20 protein-coding genes are annotated in these 19,915 nt (G+C 50.3%); 18 read left to right on the top strand and 2 right to left on the bottom strand.

The genetic code is table 11. The annotated features are described in order from the left end of the window. The first annotated feature begins 69 nt into the window (after nucleotides 1-69). The 14 genes from GEOB_RS14555 to gltX all read left to right on the top strand — a co-directional run bounded on the left by GEOB_RS14555 (nucleotide 70) and on the right by gltX (nucleotide 13,861). Nucleotides 70-1,119, top strand: a complete 1,050-nt coding sequence (locus GEOB_RS14555; RefSeq protein WP_012648006.1) for a DHH family phosphoesterase — start codon at nucleotides 70-72, stop codon at nucleotides 1,117-1,119. Between the two features lie 41 nt (nucleotides 1,120-1,160). Then, nucleotides 1,161-2,300 carry an aminotransferase class V-fold PLP-dependent enzyme gene (locus GEOB_RS14550; protein WP_012648005.1) on the top strand — a complete coding sequence of 380 codons (1,140 nt, stop codon included), beginning with the start codon at nucleotides 1,161-1,163 and terminating at the stop codon, nucleotides 2,298-2,300. Nucleotides 2,301-2,392: 92 nt separating this feature from the next. Next, entirely contained in the window at nucleotides 2,393-2,584 is a 192-nt protein-coding gene (locus GEOB_RS14545) for a hypothetical protein (RefSeq protein ID WP_230198962.1), read from the top strand. 20 nt (nucleotides 2,585-2,604) lie between these two features. Next, on the top strand, nucleotides 2,605-3,921 hold the full coding sequence (locus tag GEOB_RS14540; protein WP_012648003.1) for a PhoH family protein: 1,317 nt from the start codon (nucleotides 2,605-2,607) through the stop codon (nucleotides 3,919-3,921). Between the two features lie 61 nt (nucleotides 3,922-3,982). Beyond that, nucleotides 3,983-5,008, top strand: a complete 1,026-nt coding sequence (tsaD, locus tag GEOB_RS14535) for a tRNA (adenosine(37)-N6)-threonylcarbamoyltransferase complex transferase subunit TsaD (RefSeq protein WP_012648002.1) — start codon at nucleotides 3,983-3,985, stop codon at nucleotides 5,006-5,008. Nucleotides 5,009-5,012: 4 nt separating this feature from the next. Continuing rightward, nucleotides 5,013-5,840: a 16S rRNA (adenine(1518)-N(6)/adenine(1519)-N(6))-dimethyltransferase RsmA gene (gene rsmA / locus GEOB_RS14530; protein WP_012648001.1), complete on the top strand. Its 828-nt coding sequence runs from the start codon at nucleotides 5,013-5,015 to the stop codon at nucleotides 5,838-5,840. Nucleotides 5,841-5,942: 102 nt separating this feature from the next. Further along, nucleotides 5,943-7,295 (top strand): UDP-glucose dehydrogenase family protein, encoded by a 1,353-nt coding sequence (locus tag GEOB_RS14525; RefSeq protein ID WP_012648000.1) that lies wholly within the window; start codon nucleotides 5,943-5,945, stop codon nucleotides 7,293-7,295. A gap of 25 nt (nucleotides 7,296-7,320) precedes the next feature. Beyond that, nucleotides 7,321-8,259 (top strand): UDP-glucuronic acid decarboxylase family protein, encoded by a 939-nt coding sequence (locus tag GEOB_RS14520; RefSeq protein WP_012647999.1) that lies wholly within the window; start codon nucleotides 7,321-7,323, stop codon nucleotides 8,257-8,259. Between the two features lie 18 nt (nucleotides 8,260-8,277). Then, nucleotides 8,278-8,577: an FtsB family cell division protein gene (locus GEOB_RS14515; RefSeq protein ID WP_012647998.1), complete on the top strand. Its 300-nt coding sequence runs from the start codon at nucleotides 8,278-8,280 to the stop codon at nucleotides 8,575-8,577. Nucleotides 8,578-8,857: 280 nt separating this feature from the next. Next, a complete protein-coding gene (gene argS, locus GEOB_RS14510; RefSeq protein ID WP_012647996.1) occupies nucleotides 8,858-10,543 on the top strand; it encodes an arginine--tRNA ligase in 1,686 nt (561 codons plus the stop codon). 11 nt (nucleotides 10,544-10,554) lie between these two features. Continuing rightward, entirely contained in the window at nucleotides 10,555-11,235 is a 681-nt protein-coding gene (locus tag GEOB_RS14505; RefSeq protein ID WP_012647995.1) for an SPOR domain-containing protein, read from the top strand. 16 nt (nucleotides 11,236-11,251) lie between these two features. Continuing rightward, entirely contained in the window at nucleotides 11,252-12,238 is a 987-nt protein-coding gene (locus tag GEOB_RS14500) for an NAD-dependent epimerase/dehydratase family protein (RefSeq protein ID WP_012647994.1), read from the top strand. Beyond that, nucleotides 12,235-12,414 carry a DNA gyrase inhibitor YacG gene (locus GEOB_RS14495; RefSeq protein ID WP_012647993.1) on the top strand — a complete coding sequence of 60 codons (180 nt, stop codon included), beginning with the start codon at nucleotides 12,235-12,237 and terminating at the stop codon, nucleotides 12,412-12,414. Before GEOB_RS14500 ends, GEOB_RS14495 begins: the two co-directional genes overlap by 4 nt. Nucleotides 12,415-12,454: 40 nt before the next feature. Continuing rightward, nucleotides 12,455-13,861, top strand: coding sequence for a glutamate--tRNA ligase (gene gltX, locus GEOB_RS14490; RefSeq protein ID WP_012647992.1), 1,407 nt, complete (start codon nucleotides 12,455-12,457; stop codon nucleotides 13,859-13,861). Nucleotides 13,862-13,914: 53 nt separating this feature from the next. On the opposite strand, the gene GEOB_RS14485 is transcribed toward gltX, so the two are convergent. Together GEOB_RS14485 and GEOB_RS14480 are read right to left on the bottom strand one after the other, a co-directional pair. Further along, nucleotides 13,915-14,739: a response regulator gene (locus GEOB_RS14485; RefSeq protein ID WP_012647991.1), complete on the bottom strand. Its 825-nt coding sequence runs from the start codon at nucleotides 14,737-14,739 to the stop codon at nucleotides 13,915-13,917. Between the two features lie 129 nt (nucleotides 14,740-14,868). Beyond that, the gene (locus GEOB_RS14480) at nucleotides 14,869-16,089 is read right to left on the bottom strand and encodes an ammonium transporter (RefSeq protein WP_012647990.1); all 1,221 of its coding nucleotides are present in this window, start codon (nucleotides 16,087-16,089) and stop codon (nucleotides 14,869-14,871) included. 274 nt (nucleotides 16,090-16,363) lie between these two features. Between GEOB_RS14480 and GEOB_RS14475 the strand changes: the two genes are divergently transcribed. The 4 genes from GEOB_RS14475 to GEOB_RS14460 all read left to right on the top strand — a co-directional run bounded on the left by GEOB_RS14475 (nucleotide 16,364) and on the right by GEOB_RS14460 (nucleotide 19,911). Next, nucleotides 16,364-17,521, top strand: a complete 1,158-nt coding sequence (locus GEOB_RS14475) for an acetoin utilization protein AcuC (RefSeq protein ID WP_012647989.1) — start codon at nucleotides 16,364-16,366, stop codon at nucleotides 17,519-17,521. After that, entirely contained in the window at nucleotides 17,499-18,341 is an 843-nt protein-coding gene (locus GEOB_RS14470) for a hypothetical protein (protein WP_012647988.1), read from the top strand. Before GEOB_RS14475 ends, GEOB_RS14470 begins: the two co-directional genes overlap by 23 nt. Next, nucleotides 18,338-19,300 carry a hypothetical protein gene (locus GEOB_RS14465; RefSeq protein WP_012647987.1) on the top strand — a complete coding sequence of 321 codons (963 nt, stop codon included), beginning with the start codon at nucleotides 18,338-18,340 and terminating at the stop codon, nucleotides 19,298-19,300. The genes GEOB_RS14470 and GEOB_RS14465 overlap by 4 nt, the downstream gene beginning before the upstream one ends. 173 nt (nucleotides 19,301-19,473) lie before the next feature. Next, entirely contained in the window at nucleotides 19,474-19,911 is a 438-nt protein-coding gene (locus tag GEOB_RS14460; protein WP_012647985.1) for a hypothetical protein, read from the top strand. The last annotated feature ends 4 nt before the right edge of the window (nucleotides 19,912-19,915 follow it).

Genomic DNA, 19,915 nt, shown 5'->3' with positions numbered 1-19,915 from the left:
TTTTCGGCTGATATATTGTATCGGGAGCACCTTCAGATACAATTTATTAATTTTTTTATGGGAGTTTTCATGTCCATTGCAGCTGACTGCTCCAGCCTCAACCGGTATGTGGAAGATATGTTGAGGTGGGTCAGGGGAAAAGGCAAAATCCTCATTGTTGTTCACGATAATCCCGATCCCGATTGCTTCGCCTCGGCAATGGCCCTGAATCACCTTTTTGTCATGAAGTTGAACAGGGAAGCAGTCCTCTCATTCTCGGGGATGATTGGCCGAAGTGAAAACCTGGCCATGGCTAAAGAACTGCAGATACCGCTTACCCCCCTTGCAATTCTGAATATAAGCGATTTCCAGGTGATCTGCATGGTAGATACTCAACCTGGCGTCGGCAACAATTCATTGCCTCCTGGCACAGCAGTTGACATTCTTATCGATCATCATCCGGTAAGAGAAACCAGCATGAACTGTCGCTTTGTGGATATACGTCCGAATTACGGCGTGACGGCGACTATCCTCTATGAATATCTGGTGGCAGAAAACATTCCCATCGGTACCAAACTTGCCACAGCCCTTTTTTATGCCATTAAATCGGAGACCCAGGATTTGGGTCGCGAGGCGAATCGACCTGACAGAGAAGCGTACCACAAGCTTTTTCCCCTCACCAACAAACTGCTTCTCTATGAGATCTGTCATCCGAAACTCCCTGCTGAATACTTCCTGTCCTTGAACAATGCCCTCAAACATACCCGAATATACGATACTGTACTGGTGGCAAACCTGCGCATGGTTGTCTTTCCTGAAATAGTTGCCGAGCTTGCCGATTTCCTGCTTAGACTTGAAAAGATCGAGACCGTGCTTTGTATGGGACATTACAATAATGAGATGATTTTATCCATGCGTACCATACGCCATGATACCAATGTGGGAGAAATCATCAAAAAACTGGTGGACGGGATGGGGACAGCCGGAGGGCATGGTATGATGGCGGGTGGCAAGGTGGATAAGGTCTCTACGTCTGTGGAAGAAATGCTCAAGCTCGAACGGATACTGACGGATCGGCTTTTCAAGGCGCTGGCAATGTCCAAGGTGAAACCGGAAAAACTATTCAGTAAGCACCCATGAAAGAGTTGCCAAACATGCCTTAAAATGTTACTAGATTAAGAATGTCAGTTTACCTGGACAATGCGGCTACTACTTTTCCCAAGCCTGACCCCGTCTATGGAGCCGTTGAGCATGCCCTCCGAGAAATAGGCGTAGGCCCTGGCAGGGGCGGTTATAAAAGAAGCTTGGCCGCATCAAGACTTGTTTTCGAGGCGCGCGAGATACTGGCATCTTTCTTTGGTATTACCGATTCATCCCGCCTGGTCTTTACCCACAGTGCTACCGAAGGACTCAATATCGCAGTCAATGGCTTGTTAAAGCCTGGCGACCATGTTGTTACGACGACAATGGAACACAACTCCCTTGTCCGCCCTCTGTATGCTGCAAAAAACAGAGGCGTGCAAATAACCTGGGTCTCTGCCGACAGGAATGGGAGCATTGACCCTGCTGCGATTTCTGCTGCACTTCGCCCGGAAACGAAGCTTATAGCCTTGTCCCACTGCAGCAATGTGACCGGCACTATCCAACCCATTGCCTCGATCGGCGACACGGCAAGAAAGGCAGGAGTTTTCTTCCTGGTTGATGCTGCCCAGAGCGCTGGATGCATGCCGATCAACATCATGGACCAGAAGATAGATCTGCTGGCAGTACCGGGCCACAAGGGACTGTTGGGTCCCCAGGGAACAGGTCTTCTTTATATCGCAGAACATGTCGATCTGTCGCCGTTTCTTTTGGGCGGGACCGGAACTTCCTCGTCGGATACGGCACAGCCCGAGACGATGCCGGAAAAGTTCGAAAGCGGCACATTGAATACCCCGGGCATAGCCGGACTTAAAGCAGGTGTGGAATTCATTCTGAAAACAGGCATCGACAATATCAGGCAGAAGGAGATTAAACTAGTGTCCCTGCTGCTTGATGGCCTGAAACAACTCCCACGGGTTAAGACTTTTACAGCGTATAATGCCGAATCTCGCGGGGGGGCCGTATCCTTCACTGTCGAGGGTATTGATCCTGCAACCATAGGTTTTCATCTTGATGCCGATTTCGATATCAGCGTCAGGGTCGGACTTCACTGCGCCCCCATGGCCCACAAGACCATCGGTACTTATCCCCATGGGACTGTCAGGGTAAGTCCAGGGTTTTTCAACACCGACAAAGACATAGCCTTCTTGCTGGATGCATTGCGCAGCATCATTCATTAAGGAAAGGATCGGTAATGAAAAGGATGTTTTATTCAACACTTTGCCTTATTTTGCTCACTTGCTTCGGGTGCTCTCTACCTCCTGAGCGCCCGGTGAAAAAGGAAGAACTCTACCGTACCGGCATCTATAATTTTTACAGGATAAAAGAGTCTCCGGAACGTGTGCTTGCAGCATTGAACAAGGATGGTGAGGTCGTGCTGGATGCAGAATACAAGAAACAGCCTGTTTACCTTAAGATTCTTGCCACATCAAGGGGCTTGGTGCTGTCTGTCTCGGAAAGATAAATTGAATGGGAAAGGATTACATGAAACACTTCATACTGGACACCAACGTACTTCTCTATGATCCACAGGCTGTTTTCAAATTTCAGGAAAACAACATTATCATTCCCATCACCGTGATTGAAGAAATTGACCGTTTCAAAAAGGATATGAATGAAACGGGGCGCAATGCCAGGCAAATATCCAGGCTTCTCGACGACCTGCGCAAGCAAGGCTCGTTGTCTGAAGGAATAAAGCTGGAAAATGGCGGTAATATTCGCGTCGAGATCTATGAAGAGAAAGTGATGAAGAGGCTCCCTCCCGAGCTGCGCGAAGAGCGGGGCGATAATCGCATTCTTGCGGTGGCTTTTGACGTCAAGGCAAAAAATGAGAAAGAACCAGTCATATTCGTAACCAAGGATACCAACCTGCGCATCAAAGCAGATGCCATAGGCCTTGTTGCCGAAGATTACGAATCCGACAAGGTTGTGATCGAAGATCTCTATTCAGGATATATCGAAATCGAAGCCGAAGCTGATGTGATTGACCGTTTCCATGGCCAGGGCTGGTTATCCATGGAACAAAACTTCTACCCCAACCAGTTCGTATGTTTCAAAGACCAGTTGAATGCTTCCCACACGGCTATCGGTAGATACGACGATAAGGAGAATAAAGTTTTTGCCATCAAAAGGGCTGGTAAAGAAGGTATCTGGAGCATTCATCCCCGGAACCGCGAACAGGCTTTCGCCCTGGAAGCGCTGCTGGATGACAACATCAAGCTGGTAACTCTGGTCGGCAAGGCCGGTACGGGCAAGACGCTGGTTGCCATCGCTGCAGGATTGCACAAGACTGCAGAAGAAAATATTTACAACCGGTTACTCGTCTCCCGCCCGGTATTCCCCATGGGAAGGGACCTGGGTTTTCTGCCCGGCGACATCGAAGAAAAACTCACACCATGGATGCAGCCAATATTCGACAACGTTGAACTTCTGCTTACCGGCCACGAAGGGGAAAAGCGCCATAGCAAAGGCTACAAGGAATTGATGGCCATGGGTATCATGGACATAGAGCCACTGACCTATATCCGTGGCCGGTCCATCCCCAATCAGTACATGATTGTAGACGAGGCCCAAAACCTGACCCCCCACGAGATCAAAACCATTATCACCCGTGCAGGTGAAGGGACGAAAATTGTTCTTACCGGTGACCCTTACCAGATCGACAACCCTTATGTGGATTCCTCAAGCAATGGTTTGACTTATGTGGTGGAAAGGTTTAAAGGACAAGGCATTGCCGGACATATAACAATGACAAAAGGGGAACGTTCGGAGCTGGCCGAATTGGCAGCCAATCTTCTATAATCAATAGGACCCCCAATAATCGAAAGGTGTAAGGGCGTGTAAAATCACGCCCTTCTAGTTTATGCTGCTTTTATCAATTGAATCTTCATGTGATGAGACTGCTGCATCCGTTGTCAGGAATGGCAGGGAAATCCTTTCCAACATAGTCGCCTCACAGATCAGCATCCATGCCGATTACGGGGGGGTAGTGCCGGAAATAGCCTCGCGCAAACATCTGGAAACCATTTCCATCGTCATTGAAGAGGCACTGCGCAAGGCAGATCTACCCATATCGGCCATCGAAGGAATAGCCGTCACCCGGGGACCCGGCCTGGCAGGAGCGTTGCTGGTGGGAATATCCACGGCCAAAGCTCTGGCATATGGACTCAATATCCCTGTAGTAGGGGTGAACCATATAGAATCCCATATCCTCGCCATTATGCTTGAAAGTGATGTGAAATTTCCTTTCATCGCCCTTGCCGTTTCGGGGGGCCATACTCATCTTTACGAGGTGCAGGCCATCGGCCGTTACAGGACTATCGGCCAGACCCTTGACGATGCGGCCGGAGAAGCCTTCGACAAGGTCGCCAAGCTGATGGGTTTACCTTACCCCGGTGGTGCCCTTATCGACCGCTTGGCGGCTGAAGGCGATCCCAGGGCGATAAAGTTTCCGCGGCCACTGATGCATGAGGATAATTACAATTTCAGTTTCAGTGGCCTGAAAACAGCCGTTTTGAATTATGTCCGTAAAAATCCCGCTGCCATGGAAGGTTCGGCACTGAACGACGTCTGTGCTTCATTTCAGGCCGCCGTCTGTGAGGTCTTGGTGAGTAAAACCAGGGCAGCCGTTATCCAAAGCGGCATCAAGAGACTGGTCGTTGCAGGTGGCGTAGCATGCAACAGTGGATTGCGCAGGGATATGGCCACCTTTGCCGAAACAGAAGGCGCTGAACTGTTCATACCCTCGCCGCTTCTATGCTCCGATAATGCAGCGATGCTTGCCGTTCCCGGCGACTATTATCTTTGCAACAATATTGCCTGCGGCTTTGAACTGGATGCCCTGCCCGTATGGCCACTTGATGCTATCTCTTTAACTGGAGGAAATTGATTCCATGGAGAAAATACGTGCTAAAAAATCCATGGGGCAGAACTTTCTGGTTGATGGCAATGTGCTTTCCCGGATCGTGGAGGCAGTGGTCCTTGAGCCGTCCGACAGGGTGCTGGAGATCGGCCCCGGTCGTGGTGCATTGACCTCCCTGCTGGTAAAGAGAGCCGAACAGGTACTGGCTGTGGAACTGGATCGTCAACTGGTTCCATTACTGGAGAAGGAATTCTCTGGGGCAGACAACGTGGAATTCATCCAGGGTGATATCCTAAAGATTGAGCTTCCTGAAGTCTTGGGCAGCCGCTGGAACGGAAGATGGAAGGTCGCGGCTAATCTCCCCTACAATATTTCCAGTCAGGTGATCTTTAAATTTCTTGATAATGTATCGCTGTTTTCGTCATTGATTTTAATGCTGCAAAAAGAGGTCGGCGACCGGCTCATAGCTTCTCCAGGCACCAAGGAATACGGCATTCTGTCCGTTTTCTGCAATCTGCACTTCAATATTTCTCGGGTGCTGATCGTGAAGCCCGGGTCTTTCAGACCGATACCCAAAGTAGATTCGGTAGTACTCAAATTTGTCCCGCTGGCTGCACCACGGCAGGATGTTGGTGACGAGACCCTGTTCAGGCAGGTGGTCAAGGCTTCCTTCAGTCAGCGTCGCAAGACCCTTGCCAACTGTCTGAGGTCAGCCCTGATTGCTGACAATGATGACTTGAATCTCATTTTGTCCCAGGCGGGCATAGATGGAGGACGCAGGGGGGAGACCCTTACCCTGGAAGAATACGCTCAACTTACCAGGCAAGTCCTGGCGTTTCAGAAAAGGCAAAGTCCATGAACTATTTAAAATTTCTAGTTTTTACCCTGAAAACGCTGGCGAAGTGACATCTTCTGTGGTATATAGAACTGCTAAACCACCTGCCTGAGGAGGCATCCTTCAATGAAAATCTGCATTATCGGAACAGGCTATGTGGGGCTTGTTGCCGGGACCTGTTTTGCCGAAAGCGGTAATGATGTCATCTGCGTTGATGTGGATGAAGCCAAGATCGAAGGGCTTAAGCAGGGTGTCATTCCCATATATGAGCCCGGCCTGAAAGAATTGGTCATCAGGAACTTCGCCGAAGGACGGCTATCTTTCACCACCGATCTGGCAGCCGCAGTCAAGGTTTCTTTGATAAATTTCATCGCTGTGGGGACTCCGCCAGGCGAGGATGGTTCTGCTGACCTGCAATACGTTCTGGATGTGGCCAGGGTAATAGGCCGCAATATGGAAGGCTTCAAGATACTGGTGGATAAGTCCACAGTGCCCGTAGGCACGGCAGATAAAGTTCGTGGCGTTGTCAGGGAAGAACTTCAAAAGAGAGGCAGGGACATTGAATTCGACGTGGTGTCCAACCCTGAATTCATGAAAGAAGGCGCTGCCATTGACGATTTCATGAAACCTGACCGGGTGGTTATCGGCACAGACAATGTGCGCACCGGCGAGATCATGAAGGAACTCTATTCGCCATTTATGCGCAAAACAAACCGGTTGATCATTATGGACATCCGTAGCGCCGAGATGACCAAATATGCAGCCAACGCCATGCTGGCGACCAAAATCTCCTTCATGAACCAGATAGCCAACCTCTGCGATCGCATGGGTGCCGACGTTTCGGCAGTCAGAGAAGGAATTGGTTCCGACTCGCGCATCGGCTACGATTTTTTATTTCCTGGTGTCGGCTATGGTGGCTCCTGCTTTCCCAAGGATGTCAAGGCTCTGGTCAAAACCGCCGAGGAGAATGACTATGATTTCATGCTCCTGAAGGCCGTGGAAGAGGTTAATGAACTGCAGAAACTGGTATTGACCGACAAGATCATCCGCTGTCTTGGTGACGGCTCGACCGAATCCCTCAAGGGCAGGACCATTGCCATTTGGGGACTGTCATTCAAACCCAGGACAGACGATATGCGTGAAGCCCCATCCGTGGTTATTATAAGCCGCTTGCTTGAACTGGGTGCTAAGGTTTGCGCCCATGACCCGGAGGCCATCAAAGAGGCACGAAAGATCTTCGGCGATCGTATCACTTACAGCAACAACCAGTACGAGATACTCAAGGGAGCCGATGCGTTGGCCATTGTAACCGAATGGAACGAATATCGAACCCCTGATTTTGAAAGAATCAAGACCTTGCTCAAGAGGCCACTCATCTTTGATGGCAGAAATCTCTATGAACCATCACGCATCAAGGAAGCCGGCTTTGAATATCTGCCCATCGGCCGAAACGGCAAACATTTCAGCACTGCCTGTTGAATAGAGAGGGAACCAAGGATTCACTATGCGCATTCTCGTTACTGGCGGCGCCGGCTTTATCGGCTCGCATCTTTGTGAAAGACTTCTTGCCTCCGGCAATGAAGTTATCTGTCTCGATAATTTCTTTACCGGCAGCAAGAAAAACATTGAGAAGTTGTGTGATGACCGCCGCTTCGAACTCATCCGCCACGATATCACCGAGCCGATTCTGCTGGAGGTCGACCGCATTTACAATCTGGCCTGTCCGGCATCCCCCATTCACTACCAGTACAACCCTGTAAAGACCATAAAGACTAGCGTCATGGGCACCATCAATATGCTGGGTCTGGCAAAAAGGGTGAGGGCGAGGATACTTCAGGCCTCCACATCCGAGGTCTACGGTGATCCGCAGGTTCATCCCCAGCGTGAAGAATACTGGGGTAATGTGAACCCTATCGGTATAAGAAGTTGCTACGATGAAGGGAAGAGGGTGGCTGAAACGCTGATGATGGATTATCATCGTCAGAACGGGGTTGATATCCGGATCATCCGCATCTTCAACACCTATGGTCCCCGCATGGCCGTCAACGACGGCAGGGTTGTTTCCAACTTCATTGTCCAGGCGCTGGCCGGGGAAGATATAACGGTCTATGGAGAAGGAAAGCAAACCCGTTCCTTCTGCTATGTTGATGACCTGGTCGATGGCATGATGAGGATGATGGAATGCGAAGATTTTATCGGACCGGTGAATCTGGGAAACCCCACTGAGACTACCATTGTGGAGTTTGCACACAGGATCATTCAGCTTACCGGTTCCACATCAAAGATTATATACAAGGATTTGCCCGCAGACGATCCGAAACAGCGACAGCCTGATATTTCCCTGGCCCAGCAAAAACTGGACTGGCGGCCGACCGTTGACGTGGAACAAGGTCTGAAAAAAACCATCGATTATTTTGCTTCCCTCCTTACTCAAGGTCGTTGATCCGGAGGACCTGACATCATGCGGAAGCGGATGCTTCTTATACCTGCCGGTATCATCGTCTTCATCCTGTTTTTTACCATCTTCGGTGATAGAGGTTTGTTGCGCATTTATCACCTCAACAAGGATAACAAGGAGATTCGGGAACATCTTCAATCGTTGAAGACAGAAAATGAGAAACTGAAGCGCGAAATCGAAGCCTTGCGCAGTGATCGTCGCTACCTGGAGAGCATAGCCCGGCGAGATTTCGGGCTGGTGAGGCAAAACGAGGTGATTTACCAGTTTCCACCGGAGAAGAAAGACCAGTTGACACAGAAATAAATTCTGGGGCCGCTCTTCTATAAGCGAGCCGGAACTGGTTACCCCCACGGACCTGTTTCAACTTTGGCTCCATCTATTTACCGAGCACTCAAATCAAAGGATAAAATGTGAATATAAGAACCTCTCGGCAATTCTGCGCCATCTGTGCTTGGCGTGAAAATTGCGCGAAAAAATTCTGTGTTTCCGACAATGGCGCCCATTGTCCGGACTTCACCAGGGATATTTCAATCAAAGATACTGTTCAAGAAGACAGTTCATCCAAAGATAAACAGGAGGAGTGATGAAGGAATTACTCCGCACTTTGATCTCCCAGGGATTGGCAGGCTGCTATGCCGACGGAAGCCTTTCTTCCGGCGAATTCCCATCAATCATTATTGAAAAGCCTGCCCATGCCGACCATGGGGATTTTGCGACAAATGTGGCGATGCTCTTGGCCAAGGCGGAAAAAAAAGCGCCTCGAATGGTTGCTGAAACACTTGTCAGCCATCTGGCCGACGGATCGGGAGTATGTGAAAAAATAGAGATTGCCGGTCCCGGGTTTATTAATTTTCATCTAAAGGACGAAGCCTGGAGGCAGACTCTGCTGGAGGTCGACCAGATCGGCTTCGAGTACGGAAAAAGCGGGGTCGGTGGTGGGAAAAAGATCCAGGTTGAGTTCGTCAGCGCCAATCCCACAGGCCCTCTGCATATCGGTCATGGTCGCGGAGCTGCCCTGGGTGATACCATCTGCCGTCTTCTGTCAGCTACCGGATGGGATGTTACCCGTGAATTCTACTACAATGATGCCGGACAGCAGATTGCCAATCTGGCTCTTTCAGTGCAGGCCCGCTGCTTTGGCAATGGCCCGGACGATCCTGGCTGGCCTTCCGACGGCTACCAGGGGGAATATATCATTGACGTGGCCCGTGCTTACATGGCCCGCGAGACGGTCCATGCAGACGATCAACATGTGACCGCCGCAGGCGACCCCCAGGATCTGGAAGCAATCAGGCGTTTTGCCGTTGCCTTTCTCCGTCGTGAGCAGGACCAGGATTTGGCCGCTTTCGATGTGCATTTCGATGTCTATTCCCTGGAGTCGGACCTTTATGCCGATGGCAGCGTTGAAAGGGTTGTTCGGCGTCTCGTCGACAGCGGCCACACCTATGAACAGGACGATGCCCTGTGGCTTCGCACCACCTCCTTTGCCGATGACAAAGACCGGGTGATGCGGAAATCGGGGGGAGGCTATACCTATTTTGTTCCGGATGTCGCCTATCACCTGCGCAAATGGGAGAGAGGCTTTACCCGTGTCGTCAACGAGCAGGGGGCAGATCACCACAGTACCATTACCCGGGTTCGTGCGGGATTGCAGGCCCTTGATGCGGGAATTCCTGCCGGATGGCCGGAATATGTGCTTCACCAGATGGTGACTGTTCTGCGCGGCGGCGAAGAGGTAAAGATCTCCAAGCGCGCCGGAAGCTACGTTACTCTGCGTGACCTCATAGATGAAGTCGGTCGCGATGCGACCCGCTTCTTTTTCGTCATGCGTAAGCCCGATTCGCAGCTGGTTTTCGACATAGATCTGGCAAAGCAGAAATCCCTGGACAATCCGGTCTACTATGTCCAGTATGCCCATGCCAGGATCTGCAGTATCTTCGAGAATGCAGCAGAGAAGGGATTTGTCGTGCCCGGGGCCGACGGTGTGAATCTTGACCAGTTGATCGAGCCTGAAGAAATGGCCATAGTCAAGGCCCTTGCCTTCTTTCCGGAGGTGGTGGAGGGGAGCGCCGCCAATTTTGAGCCCCACCGGATTGCCAATTATCTTCAGGAACTGGCCGGACTGTTTCATGGCTTTTATAACAAAAACCGGGTTATCACCGAAGACAGTCAGCTGACTGCCGCGAGGCTGTTCCTTTTGAAGTGTGTGGCACTGACCCTGAAAAATGCTTTGAACCTGCTTGGGATCTCAGCTCCTGAGAAAATGTAACAGAGGCTTGTATGGTGCTGGACTATTGTGAACGCAGGCCGGTCAGCAAAAACCGTCCCAAAAAGCAACCGATTGGAATTCTGGTATTTATAGTTGCCGGGGCAGTCATTATCTCGTTCGTTGGGGGTTTTGCCGGCGGATGGTTTTTTGGCGGTCGAGCGGTCAAGAATACATATGAAAAGACTACTGCCAAACCTGCAGTAACACCTTCGCTCGCACCTCAAGCACAACCTGCAGGGCAGGATGTGCCGCTGACATTTTATCAGACCCTGCCGAATGGGGCAAAAGCCGTTATAGGCAGCGGCCTTAATCCGGCGAAGGCCGGTGAGGAACAAAACAAGGCGACACCCGGACCACAAAACCTTCAGGAGCAAAAGCTTTTATCGCCAGGTGCCCCTCCTAAATCCGAGGCGAATACAGAGACAGCCGCTGTCCCTAAAACGCCTGCAAAGAGCCAGGCATCTGGAGAAGGCACTTATTGCGTGCAAATTGCATCGTTGAGGGACAAGACGGAAGCTGAGGCCATCAGGACCAACCTGCTTTCCAAAGGACAGGCGGCTTACATCCTGGAGTCGAATGTGCAGGGCAAGGGAACCTGGTACCGGGTGCGTATGGGCAAGCATCTGAAACAGTCGGAAGCAGGCGAACTCGCCGCAAAAGCGGGCAAGGGCGCCATTGTCATTGCCGAATGAGATATAAGGGGCTTTCATGCGGATATTGATAACCGGTGGCGCCGGATTCATAGGATCTCACCTGGCAGAGCGGTTATTTCTCTGCGGCCATGACATTATCATAGTAGATAACTTCAACGATTTTTACTCCCCTGCTGTCAAGAGGCGGAATTTTACAGAAACTGCCGGCAATGCCGCGGCTTGCGGACGTCGACTTCTCCTGTGCGAGGGCGATATTCGGGATGAGGAATTTATTCGTGCCATATTCACCCAGGAGCTGCCTGATGCCGTCATTCATCTTGCTGCTGCCGCCGGAGTAAGACCGTCCATCGACAATCCGCTGCTTTACGAGGAAGTCAACGTGCGGGGGACAATGAATCTTCTAGAGGCCGCAAAAGCAATCGGAGTGCGGCTTTTTCTTTTTGCCTCCAGTTCTTCGGTATACGGAAACAATCCGAAAGTGCCATTTGCCGAGGCTGATCCGGTGGATAATCCCATTTCGCCTTATGCTGCAACGAAAAAGGCTGGCGAATTAATCTGCCATACCTATCATCACCTTTACGACATCAACATCGCCTGTCTCAGATTCTTCACCGTTTATGGGCCCAGGCAACGCCCGGACCTTGCCATCAGCAAATTTGTCAGACTGATTGAGCAGGGAAAACCCATTCCTTTTTATGGAGATGGCAGCACCAGTCGAGATTACACCTACATCGGCGACATTGTTGCCGGGATAGAAAAGGCATTGCAGTGGGTAAATACGGGCGAGAAACGCTATGATATTTTCAACCTGGGCGGTTCCAGTCCAGTCGCTCTAAACCGTCTCGTTAAGATAATCGAGCATCAACTGGGCAAAAAAGCGGTTCTTGAGTGTCTGCCGATGCAGGCGGGAGACGTGGAACGAACTTTTGCCAATATAGAAAAATCGTCGTCCGTCTTGGGCTACAAACCGGTGACACCCATTGAAGAAGGCATCGCCAATTTCGTCCGCTGGTATCAAGACTCAGAGCAACCTTTGCCATGAAAAAAACAGCTAAACATTTTTGCCCCCATTGTCAGAAGGAAGTGTCATGGCAGGACAATCCCCATCGTCCATTCTGCTCGGAACGTTGCAAAATGATCGACCTCGGTTCCTGGTTTTCCGAAAACTACAAAATTCCTGGCGAAAAAAAACCGTCTGAGGACGAAGACGACAACTAGTCTGTCTGCTCTTATAATCTATCAATCGAAGGAGTTGAATATGTCACAAGTACGTCTCCGTTTTGCTCCCAGCCCGACCGGCTATCTTCATGTGGGTGGAGCGCGGACTGCTCTTTTTAACTGGCTTTTGGCCAAAAAGCAGCGAGGGACATTCATCCTCCGCATAGAGGATACGGATGTGGCCCGTTCAACCCAGGAATCTGTTGATGCCATACTTCAGGGGATGGAGTGGCTCGGCCTTGACTGGGACGAAGGCCCGTTCTATCAGTCTGAACGATTTCCGGTTTACAAGGAATTTGTGCAAAAACTTCTTGATTCCGGAAAAGCCTATAAATGCTACTGCACGGCTGAAGAACTCGAAGCGAAAAGAGACCTCGCCTTCAAGGAAGGGCGAAAACCCAAATATGACGGCACCTGTCGCAATCTCCCTGCCGGTGCTCTCGATGACCGGCCCCATGTGGTGCGTTTCAGGGCTCCGCAGGATGGAGTGACCGCCTTCGATGACCTCATCAAGGGGAGGATCTCCTTCAACAATGACGAACTGGATGATCTCATCATCCAGAGGAGCGACGGTACCCCGACCTATAATTTCGTGGTTGTCATTGACGATGCGACCATGGAGATAACAACGGTTATCCGGGGCGATGACCATGTCAACAACACCCCCCGCCAGATACTTCTCTATGAAGCACTGGGGTACCCTGTTCCTGCCTTTGCCCATGTGCCCATGATCCTCGGTGCCGACAAGACACGTCTGTCCAAGCGTCATGGCGCCACCAGTGTCATGGCATACCGGGACATGGGATTTCTTCCGGAGGCGATGGTCAATTATCTGGTCAGGCTTGGCTGGAGCCACGGCGACGAGGAAATCTTTAGCAAGGAAGACCTTATTGAAAAATTCAATATTGAACAGGTCGGCCGTTCCGCCGGAGTATTTAACCCCGACAAGCTACTCTGGCTGAATGCTCACTATATCAAGACCGGCGATGAAAAACGCCTTGCCGACCTGCTGGCTCCTTTTCTAGCCGACAAGGGTGTCGATTTAACGGGGGGGCCGGATCTGATCCAGGTGGTTAAGACTCTCCAGGAACGGGCCAGGACCCTCGTGGAAATGGCGGAAGGAGCTGTATTTTATTACCAGCGTAACTTTGTTTATGATGAAAAAGCGGTGGAGAAATTCTTCACCCCTGATACCGCCTCACTTTACCGTCTTTTGATAGGCAAACTTTCGGAGCTGGATACCTTTGACCATGACAGTATTGAGTCTGTTTTTAAAGATATCTGCGGAGAAAAGGGATTCAAGCTTGGACAGATAGCTCAACCGGTCCGCATTGCCTTGTGTGGCGGCACAGCGGCTCCAGGTATTTACGAGGTCATGGCTGTACTGGGTAAAGAGGAAACCTGTCTGAGACTGGAGAGAGCGGCAGCTTTCATCGATAAAAAGTAACACGGGTGAAGCCATGTCTGGGCAATGGTTACCGCCGGAGCGGTAACCATTTTTTATTTTATGTGCTTTATCAATTCCATGGCTCTGTTGACGCGGGAAATCACCCGCATGGGCATGACAGGTTTGGCAATGAAATCGAGGAAACCCGATGTCAATGCGGCATGCTCCTCTTCGGGTGAGGCCTTGGAAGTCAGAAGAATTACCGGGATATCGGCGGTGTCGGGATTTGCTTTCAAAGCACGCTTGAAAGCAAATCCATCCATGCGGGGCATTACCGAGTCGCAAATCACCAGCGTCGGTTTATGTTGAATAGCCAGCTTCAGGCCTTCCACCCCATCACTGGCCACAACCACCTGGTATCCCTCCTTCTCAAGAGCCACCTGGATTATTGTTGCCACGGATTTTGAATCATCGACCACCAAGACCATCGTTCTGTCGGATTTTGCAGCTCCCTTCAGATAGAACTTCTTCACGGCAGCCATGATGTCTTCCGGCGTGGCCAGTACCGGTATGACTTTACAGCTTGTTTTCTTTGCCAGATAATCTTGTGAATCGGTATCAAAAGGATCAGCGATGGCAATGGCAAGAAGCCCTTCCTTTTGTTTCAACGGAAAAATCAGTTTCTGCAGGGCCATATCTTCAGGGATAAGATCAAGCAATGCTTGGGGATAGGAAAAAGCTGCAACATTTTTGACCGTTTTCAGGCCGAACTGTCCGGCAACGGCAGTGACCAGTTCATCACCAGTGACCACCCCCATTTCCTCAAGCACTGTTCCCAGACGTTTGTTTGTTCCTTTTTGTCTTTGCAGAGCCCTTTCCAGGGTAGTATTGGTGATGATTCCGGCTTCTACCAATAAATCTCCCAGCTGTTTTTTCATAGTTGATTGTCCCGTTCCTCATTGATTTGCCTACAACCGCTTTATCGACAGTTTCCGGGGAATTATATACTAAAAATAAAAAAAAGGCCCGTTTCAGGGCCTTAGATTAAATAATTAAGGTTTTTCCCGTTACCGGACATGATCTTCCGGATATGCACCGATACTATGGATGCTCAAATCGGCTCCGGCAAATTCCTGTTCTTCATCCAGCCTGACGCCGATGGTTTTGGAAAGGCAGCCATAGACAATCAGACTGCTGACAAGGGCAAAGGCAATTGCCAGCACCGATCCCATAAGTTGTGACATGAAGGTGACTCCCCCCATGCCCCCGAAAAATTTGTGACCGAAGATCCCGGTAGCGATTCCTCCCCAGGAACCAATCACCCCATGGAGAGGCCAGACGCCAAGCACATCGTCGATCTTCAGTTTTTCCTGTTCCAGATGAAAACCGTAGACAAAGATAATGGAAGCGATGCATCCGGTGATGAATGCCGCCAGAGGATGCATGATATCGCTCCCTGCACAAACGGCAATCAGGCCGGCCAAAGCGCCGTTGTGGACGAAGCCGGGGTCGTTTTTGCCTGCTACAAGTGCCGCTAGAATGCCGCCGACCATGGCCATCAATGAATTTACCGCAACCAGTCCGGATATCTTCTCCAGGTGTCCGGCGCTCATGACATTGAAGCCGAACCAGCCTACGGCAAGTATCCAGGAACCCAGTGCAAGGAAGGGTATATTGCTTATTGGAATCGGATGCGATTTGCCCCGAAGATAGCGTCCCATTCGGGGTCCAAGGATGATCACTGCCGGCAGGGCGAGCCAACCGCCAATGGAATGGACTACAACCGAGCCCGCATAATCATGAAATTCGGCTCCCCCGTAGGTCTTGAAAAAACTCTGTAGCGGTGCAGAATTCTGCCCCCAGATCAGGGACTCGAAGATGGGATAGGTCAACCCGGCAAAAATTGCGCCGGCCAGCACCTGAGGCCAAAACTTCGCCCGTTCCGCTATACCTCCGGAGATGATTGCCGGAATGCAGGCAGAGAAGCAGAGCAGAAAAAAGAAATGGGTAAGATCGTATCCCTGATTGGCGCCAAGGAGATCGGTGGCTGGCACCAGAAAGGAAATGCCGTATGCAATGGGAAAACCGATGAGGAAATAGACAATGGTTGAGACCGACCAGTCGGTAATGATTTTGACGAAGGCATTTACCTGGTTTTTCTTGCGAACAGTGCCCACTTCGAGAAAGGCGAAACCGGCATGCATGGCGAAGACCATGACGGCACCAAGCATGAGGAAAAGGACGTCGGAACTGCTGTGTAGATTTGCCGGCGTTGGCATTGCTTCCATTTATTACCTCCAGTGGTAAAGCTCTTTACCCGCCTTTGGGTAAGACACGGTCTTTGCCATAGCAACCTTTTTGCCAATTGTGCAGGTAACTGAAATTACAGGGATAAACTTTCAGTAGCTTTCTTTTTTATCTGCCAAGTGCTCAAAAATTCATCCCCAGTGCCTAAAAACATGACTGCGGGAGCGGAAATAGTTGTTGACGCTTAAAAGCTTACATTGTAAATTCTCAACAATTCACGATAGTTCGCCACTGTGGCGACAGCCGGAGAGACCTTTGACCGCCAGAACCGCCCTGATCTATTCGCCGGACTGTGGCTCCTACTGTTATGGGACTGATCATCCATTCAAAGTCCAGCGGTATAAGCTAGCCTACGAGCTTATTCATGCCTATGGACTTACATGCCTTCCCGACGTCAGCGTATGCCGTTGTGGCACCATTACCGATGAACAGTTGCTGACCTTCCATTCCCATGATTATCTGGCCAGGTTGAAGGAATTCAGTGCCGCTGAAGAGTCCAGGGCCGATTTCCGTTTCGGCCTTGGTGATACTGAAAACCCGATCTTTAAAGGTGTGTATGATTGGGCCTGCATGGGAACGGCAGGCACACTGGAAGGCGCCCGGCTGATCGTCGAGGAAGGTTACAAGGCTGCATTCAATCTTGCCGGTGGTTGGCATCATGCGCACCGCAGCAAGGCTTCGGGTTTTTCCTACCTGAATGACGCTGCCGTTGCCATCAACTACCTCCTTGCCCAAGGGAAGAGGGTGGTTTACCTGGACCTGGATGCCCATCATGGAGATGGGGTTCAGGAGGCTTTTTACGAAAATGATCAGGTGCTGACAATCTCCCTTCACCAGAGCGGGATTTATTTTTTTCCTGGTACCGGTTTTGAAGAAGAGATCGGTACAGGGGCAGGCACCGGATATACAGTCAATGTGCCACTTCTGGAACATACCGACGATGCCATCTACATGAAGGCCTTTGATGAGGTTGCATTCCCTTTGATCGCTGCATTTGACCCGGATGTGCTGGTAACCCAGATGGGAGCCGATACCTTTCGCACCGATCCCTTGACAAAGCTGGAGATAACCACCCACGCCTACTCGTACATTGTCAAAAAATTAAAGGCACTGCAAATTCCCTGGTTGGCGGTGGGGGGAGGGGGATACGACAACATGAACGTGGCACGGGCCTGGACAATTGTCTGGGCGGTGATGAACGGCAAGGACCTGGCTCCATCTCTGCCGGGGCCCTTCGTGGAAATGATCAGGCAGATGGGGTTCCCGCACAGGATGCTTCTGGATGCAATGCACTGGGCGGAAGATGATGACCGCAATCGGGCATTGGATGCTGTTGAAAGGACCATTGCCAAAGTAAGAAAATCCATTTTTCCTGTGATTATCGGACCATATGGCCAAACTTCCGGGAAATGAGCAGCTGACCGATTTAAGAGGGAATGCTCTCTTTTCCCTGAGAGACATCAGTTTTCTTGATGCCGTGGAGAAAAAAAGAATATATTCAAGGCTCATTCCTGACCGGCTTTATCATGTGCTTGGGATCAGGCCGGGAACCTTTGGCGAAGCAGAGGGAAATGCAAAAATCGAATTTATAGCACCTCGCGGCTTGGGCCTCATGCGAATTGAAGCCAGAATTAGTTCTGCCGACAAGGAACGGGTCTTTTTTCTTGAACTGGCAGACACCCAATACCGGCAGATGGAACTATCCTTCTGCATCATCAACGACCTGTCCGCACCACGTTATAATGTGGACAAGGACGAATCGGGCGAAGACAACTGCTTTGCCAGCACCGGCAGGAACATCCCGGAGGAAATCAGGGCCATGGAGGCCGGTCTTTTCCCCAACCAGACCCATCGTGGCCTGAGGATGTTCCGGGAAGTTTTCACTCTTCTGGAGTTGTTTGTGGATGGTTTGGGGATGGAAATGATCGTGGCCGAGCCGTTGACCTATGACAATGCCCTGCGTTATGAAAAATACGGATTCGATTATATTACGGGCAAGCGATTAATGCAGGATATAAACGAAGGATTCAAGCCGGGGGGCATGTTGTATGCAAGGCTTGATAACTCGAATCCCTTTCGCCGTCCGGAAATGGCGGCAACAGCCTTTGGCCGCAGCTGGTCCATCCATGACGGTATTATGGATGAGCCGTGGGATGATGTGAAAATATACAAGATGATTGGCCGCTCAGCCGGCGTCAATACCTTTCCCGATGGGGACAGACTGGAGAAATGACCATCAGACGCTTAACCATCACCGATATGACACCCGTTACAGGAATAGTTTATTATGAACCTTCGGCAGACGCCATCCTTGACGGACTTGATGGCAAGATTCATATTCCCATTGGCAGTATGCCCATTCCGCTACTCGCAGAGGATCACTCTGCCCTTGGCGCTTCTTCACCCGGTTATGACGCAGTGGGGAGGGGCATATACCAACTTTTGCGGGCTAACCCGGATGCCGTTGGCAGCAGCAATTATGCAAACCTGTTGCAGCAAGCCTATCCCCACTACCTTTCCGAACTGGCAAGCCACATTGTCATGCTGGATCAAAAAGATGTGGAAGTCACATACCTGGACAGAAAAATAAATTATCTGAAGATATTTGCCTTGATTGAGCCGGAAAATGCGCAGTTTCCCTTCGAGATCGGCAAGACTTTGCTGGACAAAGGGATGAGACTTTCCGCCTTGCATCTTTCGACAATTTCCCTCTACCGTGCAGTGGATTTTCTCGAAAAGGCACGTCAGTTTGATCCTAAGCATATGCCTGCACAAAATACCTTGGGCGAGGTCTATTATCTGCTTGGGAAGTATGATAAGGCATTGTCCTGCTGGAGCGGGATCATTTCGGAGCTCGACAAAGTTGAGGCTGAAAAGCTGGAGGCACGCCTCAAAAAGATCGAGGCGGGCGAATTCCCGCGCATACCGGTAGTTGATTACCTTGAAGCCGTGGCGGTGGCCATGTCTCTCTTTGAGGCAGGCCAATATGAAGAATCGGCGGCCATTTACCAGGATATTATCGATGATGCTGCTTTCTGCCAGCAGTTTCCCTTGCCGGAATTATATTACTACCTGGCGTTGTGCTGTAAGAACATGGCAATGCCCAAATATGCGGAAGAATATCTGCAGGAAGCGCTCGCAATTAATCCGGCCTATGACGAGGCCCGTGCTGCATTAGATCAGCTGTATTAGGAGATTTATGTTCGGATTTAGCTCGGGAGACTGGCTGTTCATAGCCCTGGTAATGGTTACAATATTCGCTTGTGTGGCCATCAGCGATATGAACAGGAAAAACAAGTGAAATGCACCGTTGTAACATCAGGCATGACAGACAGCACCGGAGTTCACCCTTAAAGGATATTTTGATGGTAGACAGCGAAGAATTGCGCCGCCCTTTGGGATTGACACTACTGACCGGGCTCTATTTCTTTTTTTTCCTGGTTTCTGTTTCAACCTTCGGCAATCCTTATCCGTTCTTAGGCGATATCTATACAGATTCTTCGGCCAAAATGATGGTTTTCATCGACTGTCTGATGTGTCTGTACCTTTTTCTTGGAACGATGAAGCGTCAATTGCTTACGTGGTACATGCTGATTCTTTACAACCTGTTCCAGGTAGTCAACACCATAATCAACCTCACATTCATAAAGCCCCAGGAGGTTGAAAAGCTAATCGGTTCCAGGATTCAGCTGGAGTCATTGTGGACTAATAATATTGCCGCTTCTTTGGCCATTCTTCTTCTGACCCAGTTTATCTACCGCCACAAGCATTATTTTACCAACAGACATAAATATCTGTTTTAAGTTT

Source organism: Geotalea daltonii FRC-32 (assembly GCF_000022265.1).
GTDB lineage: Bacteria > Desulfobacterota > Desulfuromonadia > Geobacterales > Geobacteraceae > Geotalea > Geotalea daltonii.
This window is presented reverse-complemented; position numbering and strand designations above follow the sequence as displayed.

What these genes read in the sequence shown, in the direction of transcription:
- GEOB_RS14555 (WP_012648006.1), top strand. Translation starts at nt 70, where the DNA reads ATGTCCATTGCAGCTGACTGCTCCAGCCTCAACCGGTATGTGGAAGAT.
- GEOB_RS14550 (WP_012648005.1), top strand. Translation starts at nt 1,161, where the DNA reads ATGTCAGTTTACCTGGACAATGCGGCTACTACTTTTCCCAAGCCTGAC.
- GEOB_RS14540 (WP_012648003.1), top strand. Translation starts at nt 2,605, where the DNA reads ATGAAACACTTCATACTGGACACCAACGTACTTCTCTATGATCCACAG.
- tsaD (WP_012648002.1), top strand. Translation starts at nt 3,983, where the DNA reads ATGCTGCTTTTATCAATTGAATCTTCATGTGATGAGACTGCTGCATCC.
- rsmA (WP_012648001.1), top strand. Translation starts at nt 5,013, where the DNA reads ATGGAGAAAATACGTGCTAAAAAATCCATGGGGCAGAACTTTCTGGTT.
- GEOB_RS14525 (WP_012648000.1), top strand. Translation starts at nt 5,943, where the DNA reads ATGAAAATCTGCATTATCGGAACAGGCTATGTGGGGCTTGTTGCCGGG.
- GEOB_RS14520 (WP_012647999.1), top strand. Translation starts at nt 7,321, where the DNA reads ATGCGCATTCTCGTTACTGGCGGCGCCGGCTTTATCGGCTCGCATCTT.
- GEOB_RS14515 (WP_012647998.1), top strand. Translation starts at nt 8,278, where the DNA reads ATGCGGAAGCGGATGCTTCTTATACCTGCCGGTATCATCGTCTTCATC.
- argS (WP_012647996.1), top strand. Translation starts at nt 8,858, where the DNA reads ATGAAGGAATTACTCCGCACTTTGATCTCCCAGGGATTGGCAGGCTGC.
- GEOB_RS14505 (WP_012647995.1), top strand. Translation starts at nt 10,555, where the DNA reads ATGGTGCTGGACTATTGTGAACGCAGGCCGGTCAGCAAAAACCGTCCC.
- GEOB_RS14500 (WP_012647994.1), top strand. Translation starts at nt 11,252, where the DNA reads ATGCGGATATTGATAACCGGTGGCGCCGGATTCATAGGATCTCACCTG.
- GEOB_RS14495 (WP_012647993.1), top strand. Translation starts at nt 12,235, where the DNA reads ATGAAAAAAACAGCTAAACATTTTTGCCCCCATTGTCAGAAGGAAGTG.
- gltX (WP_012647992.1), top strand. Translation starts at nt 12,455, where the DNA reads ATGTCACAAGTACGTCTCCGTTTTGCTCCCAGCCCGACCGGCTATCTT.
- GEOB_RS14485 (WP_012647991.1), bottom strand. Translation starts at nt 14,739, where the DNA reads ATGAAAAAACAGCTGGGAGATTTATTGGTAGAAGCCGGAATCATCACC.
- GEOB_RS14480 (WP_012647990.1), bottom strand. Translation starts at nt 16,089, where the DNA reads ATGGAAGCAATGCCAACGCCGGCAAATCTACACAGCAGTTCCGACGTC.
- GEOB_RS14470 (WP_012647988.1), top strand. Translation starts at nt 17,499, where the DNA reads ATGGCCAAACTTCCGGGAAATGAGCAGCTGACCGATTTAAGAGGGAAT.
- GEOB_RS14465 (WP_012647987.1), top strand. Translation starts at nt 18,338, where the DNA reads ATGACCATCAGACGCTTAACCATCACCGATATGACACCCGTTACAGGA.
- GEOB_RS14460 (WP_012647985.1), top strand. Translation starts at nt 19,474, where the DNA reads ATGGTAGACAGCGAAGAATTGCGCCGCCCTTTGGGATTGACACTACTG.